General features: G+C 41.4%; 14 protein-coding genes and 1 other annotated feature. Of the genes, 2 read left to right on the top strand and 12 right to left on the bottom strand.

Annotation, left to right across the window (positions count from 1 at the left end):
- The coding region (nadC, locus tag V7659_RS18465) for a carboxylating nicotinate-nucleotide diphosphorylase (RefSeq protein WP_335541262.1) at window positions 1-630 on the bottom strand (630 nt) is incomplete at its 3' end.
- Window positions 599-2,182, bottom strand: coding sequence for an L-aspartate oxidase (gene nadB / locus V7659_RS18460; RefSeq protein WP_335541260.1), 1,584 nt, complete (start codon window positions 2,180-2,182; stop codon window positions 599-601). The genes nadC and nadB, both read right to left, overlap by 32 nt.
- A 124-nt stretch (window positions 2,183-2,306) precedes the next feature.
- Here nadB and V7659_RS18455 point away from each other — a divergent pair, with 124 nt between their 5' ends.
- Both V7659_RS18455 and V7659_RS18450 read left to right on the top strand, forming a co-directional pair.
- Window positions 2,307-3,458 carry an IscS subfamily cysteine desulfurase gene (locus V7659_RS18455; RefSeq protein WP_335541258.1) on the top strand — a complete coding sequence of 384 codons (1,152 nt, stop codon included), beginning with the start codon at window positions 2,307-2,309 and terminating at the stop codon, window positions 3,456-3,458.
- A gap of 55 nt (window positions 3,459-3,513) precedes the next feature.
- Entirely contained in the window at window positions 3,514-4,053 is a 540-nt protein-coding gene (locus tag V7659_RS18450) for a transcription repressor NadR (RefSeq protein ID WP_335541256.1), read from the top strand.
- Between the two features lie 45 nt (window positions 4,054-4,098).
- Here the strand turns inward: V7659_RS18450 and pheA are convergent, their stop codons facing one another.
- The 10 genes from pheA to V7659_RS18400 form a co-directional block, all read right to left on the bottom strand.
- Entirely contained in the window at window positions 4,099-4,953 is an 855-nt protein-coding gene (gene pheA, locus V7659_RS18445; protein WP_335541254.1) for a prephenate dehydratase, read from the bottom strand.
- Between the two features lie 56 nt (window positions 4,954-5,009).
- A complete protein-coding gene (locus V7659_RS18440; RefSeq protein ID WP_283875272.1) occupies window positions 5,010-5,450 on the bottom strand; it encodes an ACT domain-containing protein in 441 nt (146 codons plus the stop codon).
- 41 nt (window positions 5,451-5,491) lie between these two features.
- Complete coding sequence (gene obgE / locus V7659_RS18435; protein WP_335541252.1) at window positions 5,492-6,787, bottom strand: GTPase ObgE; 1,296 nt, start codon at window positions 6,785-6,787, stop codon at window positions 5,492-5,494.
- A 60-nt stretch (window positions 6,788-6,847) separates the two neighbouring features.
- On the bottom strand, window positions 6,848-7,390 hold the full coding sequence (locus V7659_RS18430; RefSeq protein ID WP_335541251.1) for a Spo0B C-terminal domain-containing protein: 543 nt from the start codon (window positions 7,388-7,390) through the stop codon (window positions 6,848-6,850).
- 207 nt (window positions 7,391-7,597) lie between these two features.
- Window positions 7,598-7,891 (bottom strand): 50S ribosomal protein L27, encoded by a 294-nt coding sequence (gene rpmA / locus V7659_RS18425; RefSeq protein WP_026563442.1) that lies wholly within the window; start codon window positions 7,889-7,891, stop codon window positions 7,598-7,600.
- Window positions 7,892-8,236 carry a ribosomal-processing cysteine protease Prp gene (locus tag V7659_RS18420; protein ID WP_335541249.1) on the bottom strand — a complete coding sequence of 115 codons (345 nt, stop codon included), beginning with the start codon at window positions 8,234-8,236 and terminating at the stop codon, window positions 7,892-7,894.
- Between the two features lie 15 nt (window positions 8,237-8,251).
- Complete coding sequence (gene rplU, locus V7659_RS18415; protein ID WP_026563440.1) at window positions 8,252-8,560, bottom strand: 50S ribosomal protein L21; 309 nt, start codon at window positions 8,558-8,560, stop codon at window positions 8,252-8,254.
- A gap of 13 nt (window positions 8,561-8,573) precedes the next feature.
- Window positions 8,574-8,656: a sequence feature (ribosomal protein L21 leader region), on the bottom strand.
- 69 nt (window positions 8,657-8,725) lie between these two features.
- Window positions 8,726-10,189 carry an Rne/Rng family ribonuclease gene (locus tag V7659_RS18410; protein WP_335541247.1) on the bottom strand — a complete coding sequence of 488 codons (1,464 nt, stop codon included), beginning with the start codon at window positions 10,187-10,189 and terminating at the stop codon, window positions 8,726-8,728.
- 34 nt (window positions 10,190-10,223) lie between these two features.
- Window positions 10,224-11,093, bottom strand: coding sequence for a M50 family metallopeptidase (locus V7659_RS18405; protein WP_335541245.1), 870 nt, complete (start codon window positions 11,091-11,093; stop codon window positions 10,224-10,226).
- A complete protein-coding gene (locus V7659_RS18400; protein ID WP_335541243.1) occupies window positions 11,086-11,868 on the bottom strand; it encodes a M23 family metallopeptidase in 783 nt (260 codons plus the stop codon). Before V7659_RS18400 ends, V7659_RS18405 begins: the two co-directional genes overlap by 8 nt.
- Between the last annotated feature and the right edge of the window lie 185 nt (window positions 11,869-12,053).

The following is a 12,053-nucleotide window of genomic DNA, read 5'->3' as shown; positions in this document are numbered from 1 at the left end:
ATCTGCCCCTGCATTTACCGCTTCTAACACCTGATCTTCCGATTCCACTTCGACTTCCACTTTCACCATATGACCAGCCTTTTTCCGAACCGCTTCCACTGCTTTCGAAATAGAACCAGCAAATGAAATATGGTTATCCTTGATCATGACCCCATCATATAAACCGAAGCGATGATTAAATCCGCCACCACAGCGAACGGCATACTTTTCAAGCATGCGAAGCCCTGGAGTAGTTTTCCGGGTATCACATATTTTCGTATGGCCGCTATCAAGGGTTTCGACCGTTTTTCGTGTGAGCGTAGCAATCCCGCTCATACGTTGGACTAGATTTAGGATCACTCTTTCCCCTTTTAATAAATCAGCTATTTTCCCAGAAACTAGGGCTAATTTGTCACCATAGTTAATTGCTTGACCATCCTTTACAAACACACGCGTGGAAATCTCGTTATTTAGCAACTGGAACCCTGTCTTAATAATTTCCTCTCCACAAAAAATCCCTTTGTCTTTTGCAAGGAAAACAATTTCTCCTGTTGTTTCATCTGCAAAGATTAAATCAGTGGTAATATCCTGTTCCCCGATATCTTCAATAAAAAACTTCTCAAGTTGCGAGCGCAGTTTCAATGTGTTCATTGGACTTTTCCCTTCCTTGTTTATAGTTATGAATGATTGATTTCCTTAACCAATGGTGATCATCTTCTTTTGGGCAATCACTTCGAAAGTGTCCGCCCCGGCTTTCTGTCCGTTTTAATGCTGCATCTGTCATTAGCTTGGCAGTGACCAGCATAAAAATCTTTGTTAGCTGTTGAGTTGTAAGCGTATCTAAATGGATCATTTCGGCCTTGAATTGCTGTAACCAAGCTTGCTGTTTTTTCAAATTCCCTTCATTACGAACAATTCCTACCCGTTCCATCATTGAATCCTTAATTTGTTGGACATGCGGTAAATGAACTGCTTTCTCTCCTTTAGGATGACAATCATGAAGTTTTGGTTGTATTTGGGGACGTTTCCATCCTTCATTTATCCACTTCGATAACTGTTCCCCTTGGAATAATCCCTCTAACAAGGAATTACTTGCTAGACGGTTGGCACCATGTAAACCTGTACAGGATGCTTCGCCGATCGCATACAGTCCATTTAGGGAAGATCGTCCAATTAAATCGGTTTTAATTCCGCCCATTAAAAAGTGACTGCCTGGAGCTACAGGGATTTTCCCATCTGCTATCCGGATCCCGTTGGCCTCACAAAGGGCTGTAATCGAAGGAAATCGCCCCCTAAAATCTTCAATGTTGCTAATATCTAAATAGATCTGTTTTCCTTTTTTCAAGTATTCATAGATTCGTTGGGAGACGACATGCCTCGGTCCGAGATCTTTTAATGGGTGAACACCCTCCATGATTCGGGTCCCATCTTCTGTAACGAGAATGGCACCTTCTCCCCTTACTGCTTCAGAAATTAAGCCGTTTGTTTCTCCGTTTATATATAAGAGCGTGGGATGAAATTGATTAAATTCCATATCAACGATGTCCGCGCCGGCTAAATAAGCCATTGCAATCCCATCACCCGAGACGGTTTTGTAGTTAGAAGTGTAAGTATATAGCTGACCACAGCCCCCCGTTGCGATGATTACATGATGTCCATAAAATCTCTGGATGGACCCAGCGGCTGTTTTCGCTTTAACACCAATACAAATGTTCTGTTCGCTATTAAGGAGTAATTCATAAGCGAAGACATTCTCTTCGACAGTGATATTTCGCTTTTGCTTGAGCTCAGTGATCAGATACTCCATTACGTTCTTACCTGTAGCATCACCGCCGCCATGAACAATTCTTTTCTCACTGTGTGCACCTTCCATCCCAAGAAACAATTCGCCATGTTGATTTTTATCAAAGATCTCGCCTTGACGTGCCATGTTCTTGATAAGTTCGGGTGCCGCATTAATAATTTCCTGAACCACCTCTTGATTGTTATGAAATCTTCCCGCTTCAAGTGTATCGACTACATGTTTAGAGGGGTGGTCGTTCTCCCCCAATGCAGCTGCGATCCCGCCTTGAGCTAGATAAGAATTTGCTGATCTTAATTTTTCCTTTGTGAGTATCCTCACATTTAAATTGCTAGATAACTTAACAGCCAGCTGTAAGGCGGCTATTCCACTTCCAATTATTAATACATCATCATTTGCCATGTTGACCCTCCTGACATAACAGGTGTCTTGACATATATATTTACATAGAATTAAACTAAAAACAAGTATTTTTATAGAAAAGTAGAAACGCCCGTCCTAAAAAAAATTGAATAGGAGAAGAATCATGAAATATTTTGATTATGCAGCGACCACTCCACTAGACCCTGAAGCAGCTGAGGTGTATTTAAAAGTGGCAACAGAATACTTTGGTAACTCCAGCAGTCTCCACGATATAGGTGGACAATCAGCTACCTTACTGGAAAATTGCCGCGAAGAATTGGCCAGTCTAATGGGAATTAATAAAAATGGGCTTTTCTTTACAAGTGGCGGGACAGAGGGAAATTTTTTAGCCATTGAGGCTTTATTGTCCTCCACCAAAAAAGAGGGTAAGCATATAATCGCAGGCATGGCGGAGCATTCATCCATCCACGGAGTCCTATCGAGATTAAAGGAAGCTGGATATGAAATCACCCTGCTTCCACTTAATGATAATGGCCTGATTGATCTAGAACAGCTGATCCATTCAATTAAGCGAGAAACCATTTTGCTCACACTGCAGCATGTGAATTCTGAAATTGGCACCATCCAGCCAATCGATAAAATCGCATTGATTTGCAAGGACAACGAAATCCATTTCCACAGTGATTTTGTTCAGTCTTTTGGAAAAATAGATGTAAAAAGACTAGCTCCACTTGTCAGCAGTTTTACTTTTTCAGGTCATAAAATCTATGGACCAAAAGGCATTGGCGGAGTATATGTCGATCCTCAACTCCAATGGGAGCCTTTCTTTCCAGGAAGTTCTCATGAACGCGGATTTCGTCCAGGAACGGTTAATGTTCCGGCCATTGCTGCGATGACAGTGGCTGCACAGAAAATAATCGGAAAATTGCCAGAGGATATAAATAGGTATGGATTACTGCGGAAAGCTTTTATTGAAACACTTGAGCCGATTAAAGAAAAGGTGAAAATATATCAAGCGGCCGATGCCTCTCAGCAGCTCGCCAATATCATCGGGCTCCGGATTTCTGGTATTCAGGGTCAATGGATGATGCTTGAATGCAATCGGCTTGGATTTGCCATTTCAACCGGGAGTGCCTGTCAGGTAGGTATGCAATCCCCGGCAAAAGTGGCTCAGGCACTAGGTTTATCCTCTGATGAAGCAAAAGAATTTATCCGTATTTCTTTCGGTCAGTCGACAAGCTTGGAGGATGTGGTCGAACTGGGTGAGAGGATCGTGAATATCGTTCACGCCTTCAAGGGAACTGCGGTTATATAAAAAAATTAATCTATGCTAAAATAGGGAAACAGAAATAGAAAATAGGAGGAATTATATGGTAGAGCAAAAAAAAATATTGGGAGAAGAAAGGAGGTCTTTCATTTTACAACTGCTAAAAGACAGTCCTGTCCCGGTGACAGGAAGTGAATTGGCTAATCGAACCAATGTAAGCAGACAGGTGATTGTCGGTGATATCACGCTCCTTAAAGCAAAGAATGAACCCATTATTGCAACGAGCCAAGGTTATATTTATTTAAAGCAAAACACCAGCACTTATTCCTTTGAGAGAACGATTGCTTGCAGGCATTCACCTAATGACACCGAAAAAGAGCTGAATTTGCTCGTTGACCATGGAGTTTTTGTGAAGGATGTCAAAATTGAACACAAGGTTTATGGAGATCTGACGGCATCAATTATGGTTTCTAATCGCCAAGAAGTGAAACAATTCATGGCAAACATGCAAAAGACCGGAGCCTCTTTATTATCGGAACTAACCGAGGGAATCCACCTTCATACGATCTCGGCATCAAGCATCCAAGTCTTAGATGAAGCTGAAAAAGCTTTAAAGGAAGAAGGATTTTTAATTGAATCCTAAGTATAACCCCACATAAAAAGGACCCGAATCGGGTCCCTTTTTTAATTAGTCTAAACTCACCATAACAGATGGATAACTGCCTAGTAATGTAACACCGCAGCCTAATGCTTCTATTTCTGCTATTGCTCCGGGAATCAAAACTTCATCCACTTTCATTTCGAGGTCAATAATGAAAAAGTAATTGCCAATTCCGGTTTTCATCGGTCTTGATTCAATCTTTGATAAGTTCAATTTTCTCCAAGCAAAGGCGGATAACACCTGATGAAGAGCCCCAGCCTGGTCCGATGGGAGTGTAACCATCAGCGTTGTTTTATAATGGGTTGATCTGCTAATCGCCTGAAAATCAAGTTCTTTCTTGGAAAGAACAACAAACCGCGTATGGTTATAATCAAAATCATGTACATTTCTTTTGACAATCGATAACCCGTATTCCTGTGCAGCTAGTTCATTGGCAATTGCAGCAATTTTCAAATCAGGGTGTTCCATTACCATTAATGCCGCAGCCGCTGTTGATGAGACGCTTTGAAATGGGACACCTTTTAAATGGTTATGTAGAAATTTATGGCATTGGGCAATCGCATGGGAGTGGCTATACACCTTACTGACATTCTGCCAATTTTCCTGATTATCAGGATGTACCATCAAATGCTGCTTGATTGGCAAGGTTATTTCACCAATTATTGGTATTTGGACTTCCTGTGTTAAATAATCGAGTGTAATGTTCACAGATCCTTCTAGCGCATTTTCAATTGGAACAACAGCCAATTCAACTTCTTTATCCACTATGGCATCCATGCTTGCAGGAATTGTTTGATAGGGCTCATGTTCATATCCTTGAAATACCTTTTTTACAGCTAATTCTGTGAATGTAGCTTTTGGTCCTAAGTATCCAACTTTCACTGGTTCCCCACTCCTTATTTTTATAAAAAGAGAGCTGAGAGCAGGTGTAGTTTTTCCTACACACCTGTTCCCAGCACTTCTACCTTCTCTACAAATTCGAGCTTCCTAAGTTCCTCAAGTAACTCATCTATTTCCATCGTGATGTTTGAAGTGTTTAATGAGAGTGTTACATTTGCCCTGCTTTGCAACGGAATCGTCTGGTGAAGGGTAACAATATTGCAGCCTGAGTTTGCAACGACACTGAGCAAGTGTGACAGCGTACCTGAGCGATCTTCCAAATGAAAGAAAAGTGAGACAATCTTTTCCTTTTTTATGGTTGAAAAAGGAAAAACAGTATCTCGGTATTTATAAAAGGCACTTCTGCTTAAATCTACTTTTTGAACAGCATCCGCAACAGATTCTGCCTTACCTCTTTCCAGCATCTCTTTTACATCAAGCGTTTTCTTCATCGCTTCCGGCAAAACATCTTCACGCACTAAGTAAAATTTTTTATCCATTTTTATCACTCTACCCTACTCTCTTTTGGACACGTTCCCTTCTACTCAATAAACTCAAATTCAAACTCCATTAATTTCACAATATCCCCGTCTTTTGCTCCTCTTTCCCTCAAGGCTTCATCTACACCAAGACCACGAAGTTGACGTGCAAAACGGCGAACGGATTCTTCTCTCGAGAAGTCTGTCATCTTAAAGAGTTTATCTGTCTTTTCACCAGAGACAACAAATGTGCCATTCGGTTCTCTTGTAATTTTAAATGCTTCCGGTTCTGCCTCGTGCTTATAAAGAACACGGTGCACACCCGTTGTTTCCTCTTCATCCTCGTGCTCAAGTGGAAATTCAGGTGTTTCCTCAATCTTATCTGCAACAGCATACAATAATTCACGAAGACCTTTTCTTGTTACGGCTGAAATCGGGAAGATTGGATACTCCTCGTCGAGCTGCTCTTTAAACTTTTTCAAATTTTCCTCAGCTTCCGGCATATCCATTTTATTGGCTACAATAATTTGCGGACGTTCGGTCAGGCGCAAATTATATTCACTTAATTCACGATTGATGGTCTGATAGTCTTCAAATGGGTCTCTGCCCTCCATTGCAGACATATCAATCACATGGACAATTACCCTTGTCCGTTCAATATGCCGCAGGAATTGATGTCCTAAGCCCACTCCTTCACTTGCCCCTTCAATTAAACCTGGAAGGTCTGCCATGACAAAGCTGCGCCCATCTTCCGTTTCGACCATCCCAAGATTCGGAACAATTGTTGTAAAATGATACTCAGCAATTTTCGGTTTTGCCGAAGATACAACAGATAAAAGCGTTGACTTCCCTACGCTTGGAAATCCAACAAGACCGACATCAGCAAGCAGTTTTAATTCAAGGATTACTTCCCGCTCTTGGCCCGGTTCCCCATTTTCAGAAAGCTCAGGTGCAGGGTTTGCAGGGGTGGCGAATCGTGAATTTCCGCGCCCGCCACGGCCGCCTCTGGCGATGATTGCTTGTTGTCCATTTTCAACTAAATCAGCAATTACTTCTTTCGTATCTGCATCAATCACCACTGTTCCAGGTGGTACCTTGACGATCATATCCTTTGCACCGGCACCGTGCTGGTTTTTGGACATGCCATGCTCGCCGCGCGGTGCTTTAAAATGACGCTGATAACGGAAATCCATTAGTGTGCGCAAGCCTTCATTTACTTCAAAAACAACATTGGCACCTTTCCCGCCATCCCCGCCTGCTGGACCGCCTTTTGGTATATATTTTTCTTTACGGAACGCGACCATACCATTACCGCCGTCTCCGCCTTTTACATAAATCTTCGTTTGATCAACAAACATCTTATTCCTCCAGTCTGCAATTCAAATCAAAAAATGTCACGAAAAGAGTCTTAGCTTTTCCTATATTTTTTGATAAGGTATATAAACTTCTAATGCGAATTCTCTTTCTGTGAAGTCCTTGACCACGATGTCGAGTAGACTAAATGGTTCTGAAAGGAATTCATTCATAACTTCGCTTTTTATTATTATCCCGCTAAAATCAAAAAAGAAACGAATCCCCTTTGATTCCGGGTCAATTGTTACGGATAAATGATTTTCTTGAAACGCTTCAATCGTCTCATTTAAACATGAAAATAAATGAGACGTCCACTTTGTTAACAGGTCCTCATTGATTGGATCAACTTTGGTATCATGAAGAACCTCATATTCAAGTTTAAAGGAAGGATTCTCCCAATTTGATTTTAACAATAGTGAGGCAAACAAAGGCATTTTCAAATTAGAAAGCTTTGACTCATGCTGCGCTTCGATAATTATTTCATCGATGACCGCTTTTGCCCGGTCGATTCGATTTAAATCCAAGTTCCCCTTTATTAATTGAAGCCTATTTAACCAATCATGACGAGCATGACGCAGCACTTCAACAATATCCCAATCTTTCTCCATACGTACACTCCCACATTAAGTGTCACAACACTAGTTTGCTGATAGTATATCAAAAAATGAACCATGAGTAAGCTTATTTTGTGATGAAAGTTATTTAGAGGCAAAAAGAAGCATCTACGTAGCGTTTCCCGAAGTATAATATGGAAGGAAAAATTCGCTGGCAAAAAGAAAACTCTAACCAATCAGGTTAGAGTTTTCAAAGAATCCTTAAGCTTCTTGAGCTACTGGATAAACGCTCACTTTTTTGCGATCACGGCCGACACGTTCAAATTTCACAACGCCGTCAACTTTTGCAAAAAGAGTATCGTCGCCTCCACGGCCAACGTTTTCACCTGGGTAAATCTTTGTACCGCGTTGACGGTAAAGGATTGAACCACCAGTTACGAATTGTCCGTCTGCACGCTTAGCACCAAGGCGCTTTGCGATAGAGTCACGTCCGTTTTTTGTAGAACCTACACCCTTTTTAGATGCAAACAACTGAAGATCTAATTTTAATAACATTTATTCCACCTCCTGCTTTTTGAAGGTAATCTTTATGTGCTTTCCGTATTCTTCTTCAATCGCCCGTAATGAAACAGCCATTCCTTCGAGAAGAATTTGCACTTTCTCTTGCGTGTTTTCTGGAAGAGCTTCCGGAATCACACAGCGGAGAAAACCATCTGCCCGATGTTCAAGATCAGGAGTGACACCGGTTAGCTCATGCACCGCATTAATTGCACCAACAGATACGGCTGATACGCCTGCACAAACAATGTCTTTCCCACGATCTGCAAACAATGCATGTCCGCTCATTTCGAATGATTGAATCGTTCCGGACTCCGTACGATTAATCGTAATGTTTATCATCTATGTTTCAACACCTTACGCGTTGATTTTTTCGATGACTACTTTAGTGTAAGGTTGACGATGACCTTGCTTCTTACGGTTGTTTTTCTTCGCCTTGTACTTGAAAACAATGATTTTCTTTTGACGGCCTTGTTTTTCAACTTTAGCTGTAACTGTAGCACCTGCAACAACAGGAGAACCTACCTTTACGTTTTCACCGCCAACGAAAAGAACCTTGTCAAAAGTAACTGTTTCACCAGCTTCAACATCTAATTTTTCGATGTAGATAGCTTGGCCTTCTTCAACTTTCAATTGCTTACCGCCAGTTTCGATAATTGCGTACATGAACTGCACCTCCTTATAAACTCAGACTCGCCATACACAGGCGCTTTAAACTTACGTTAAAGACTTAGGACCTGTTCTGTGCGGTTGTAGCACGGGTGCGCTACAAACATAACATTAAAATCCTAACATATTCTAGGCAAAAGTGTCAATAGAAATTTAGGAAGTTCATTTTTCATACAAACTTTTTTGAGAAATCTCTTCAGCATTGCCAAACTGCTTTATCACATAATAATGGCGGTTAGACGGCTGAATTGAAAATAATAACTTAAGATGTAAGAACTCTTCTAATGCTTCCCTGTGGGTCTCATTTGGCCCCAGCAGCTGTTCTTTCACCTCAGCGGTCGTTTCCAACAGGACAGCCTCAAATTCAGAATAGCGGTGCTCTAATAGCTCGCGTTCAAGCCGAAAGCCAACCGTTTCAGGACTGAGTATTCGGCCCGTCCCATCACAGATAGGACATTTCACCTCGAGTGCCTCCGAAAGGGTAACCTTCGTTTTCTTTCGTGTTAGTTGCAGAATGCCTAAAGGGGTAAAGCCAATAACCTTTGTTCTTTTTTGATCCTTGGCTAATTCCGATTCGATAAGTGCTTGAATGGCCTGCTTGTCCTTTTCACGTTTCATATCGATAAAATCGATGAGGACGATTCCGCCAATATCACGCAGACGCAGCTGACGGACGACTTCCTTTGCAGCCAACTGGTTTGTTTTTAACACCGTTTCCTGATAATCCGTCTTCCCAGAAAATTTGCCTGTGTTCACATCAATAATCGTCAGCGCTTCTGTTTCATCAAAAATTAGGTAGGCGCCATGATCAAGCCAGACAATCCGTTTGAGGGCTTTATCAATTTCATGCTCGATATTATGTACTGAAAAAATATTCTCTTTTCCATTGTAATAACTATGTTTAACCTGATTATTTTGCTTCTCAGCCAGCTTTTTTAGTGGCAAATCATCGACGATTACTTCACCGTCTGTCATTCTCCCCACCTTATCCAAGATCATTTCGATGAAAGTGTCCTTTTGAAAAATAATCCCTGGCTTTTTAAGGCCTGCCGTTTTCTGCAAAAGTTGTTGATACTGCTCGCGCAGGTTTGTTAGTTCAGAGTGTATTTCTTCTTCGGTACTTGAAAGGGAGGAAGTTCGAAAAATCATCCCTTCTTCGTCTGTTTTTAAGTGACTGCCGATTCGGCGTAGTGTTGCTTGTTGCCTATCATCAGCAATTTTTTTTGAAACGGCCACATAACGACCCTTGGGCATGTAAATCAGATTAGGCCCCGAAATTTCAATAATCCCCGTTACTCGGGCTCCTTTTGTGCCAGTCGCATCCTTGTCGACTTGCACAAGCATTTTTTCTCCCTGATGGACGAACGAGCTGACGTTTTTTTGTTTTTCAGAGGATAGGAGATAGGAAGGAAGAACATCCCGGTGTAAATACGCATTTTTTTCCTCGCCTATATCAATGAACACGGCATTCATGCCTGGTAATACTTTCGTCACATTCCCAAAATAAATATTACCGACCAGTGATCGATGTTCTGGCCGGTCAAATATGATATTTTCCACACGGTTATCTTTTATATAAGCCAATCGCTTTTCCCGTGAGTTGTAGTTAACTATTAATGTTTCCAAACAAGCGACCTCACTTTTTTCTTTTTATTATACCTCAGTAATAAGAAAAGAGAAGGTCGCTGATTTTGTCGGTTAATCGTTTTTCGGTAAAGTAGGCGTGTAAGAGCTCGTTTTCATCTAGCATTCCCTTTTCCTTGCCATCGGCTTCGACGATGATTGGGTGTTTGCAGCCGCGTTGAAACTTTTCTAAGACGTGAATAAGTAAATCTTCTTCATTGGCCTCGATTGGTTTCAAAGTTTGCAGACTTGATTTCTTGCCATAATAGCGCTCCAATAAAAATCTCATAAAGATAAAACGGCGCTGTTTCCACTCATGGTAGAGCGAGAAATAAAGGAAGGCAATGATTACCCAGACATTGATATGGGTTGGGGCTGCTATAACAATAACCAGCGAAAAGATCGATAAACTTACCAAGGAAAGAATAAGAGTTAAGCGATGGGCGTTCGGGAAGGAACTTTTTAATGAAAGCAGTAAGAATACCAGTTTCCCGCCATCAAGCGGCCATACAGGAAAGAGATTGAATACAAGTATCATTAGATTATAGCTAAGAAATAGGTGAAAAAGGTCCACAGATATTAGGTCCATGCTTACCAATCCATACGCTAAGGCCACCATCCATACATGTTGGAGCGGCCCTGCTAGAACGACAATCGTCTCTTCTTTTAACGGGCGATTACCGTGCTCATCCATTTCGGCCACCCCGCCAAACGGCAGCAGGGTGATTTTTTTGATTCTCCATGAAAAAAAAGAAGCCGCAGCTGCATGCCCCAATTCATGGATGAAAATGATTCCAAGTAATATACAAACCTCAAGGAAATGAGCTGTGGCAACTGAAAGTGCAATGACAATCCATAATAATGGATGAATACTAATCAGTCGAAGTAAATTTATGGCTCTATTCAAAGCGAATCACCTGTATTGGATCGATAAATTTATCGTCTTTTTTAATGGCAAAGTAATACTTACCTTTATCATCACCAGTGGATCCAGAGACGGTGCCAACTACTTGTCGTTTTTCGACATACTCATATAATTTAACGTCGATTTTATCTAAGTTTCCATACCATGTTTCTGTTTTATCGGCATGTTGAACGACGACTGTTTTCCCGAGACCTTCTTTTACACCAGCAGACATAACAAAGCCCTCATTAATCGTTTGGACGGATGCGCCTTTTCCCGTTTCAATCATAATTCCCTGCCCGTTCTTTTCGAAGTTTTCGAGAATTTTCCCCATTGCTGGGACGGAAAACTCAGTTTCAGCCACCTCTTTTTTCTCCGATTGATCTTTATCCGAAAAAGGAAGTAGGGCTAAAGGTTTTCCAAATTTACTTTCGTACCAGTTTGATACGGTCGCAAACTTAAAATCCTGATCCATTGTTTTAGTCACCATGGCTCTTGCAGGATCAAAGACAGTGGAATGGTTCCGAAATAATATCGCAATCACTAAAAACAGGAGCACAGAAGACAATATTTTGAAAAAGAATACTTCCTTCTTAAATAATGGATGCCCGTCCTCACTATCACTCCCCCCTGGAGGAGTATACTGATTAAAGCCATATTTTTCATCGTCACTAGGCCAAGCAATTTGGCGGTCGGGACTTTTTACAGATGTTGTTCCTTTATCATTTTTTCGCTTTGCGATTCGTCGCCGAATTTCTTCCGGTGTAGACCGCGCCATTTCCATCCACCCTTTTCACACTAATTTGTACAAGTCTATGAAGAGGAATGAAAGAGTATGTCTTGAAAATAAAACAACCTGTCCACAAGTGAGTGGACAGGCTGCAAAGTTATATAAAATTAGTTATTGTCTAGCTCCCGCACCCAGCGGCTAGTGGACTTCGCTCTCCGCCCTACGATAAGTCA

Origin of the sequence: Neobacillus drentensis (genome assembly GCF_036966985.1) — a bacterium.
GTDB lineage: Bacteria > Bacillota > Bacilli > Bacillales > Cytobacillaceae > Neobacillus > Neobacillus drentensis_E.
Note: the sequence above shows the minus strand (reverse complement) of the source record. Positions and strands in the feature narration are given on the sequence as shown.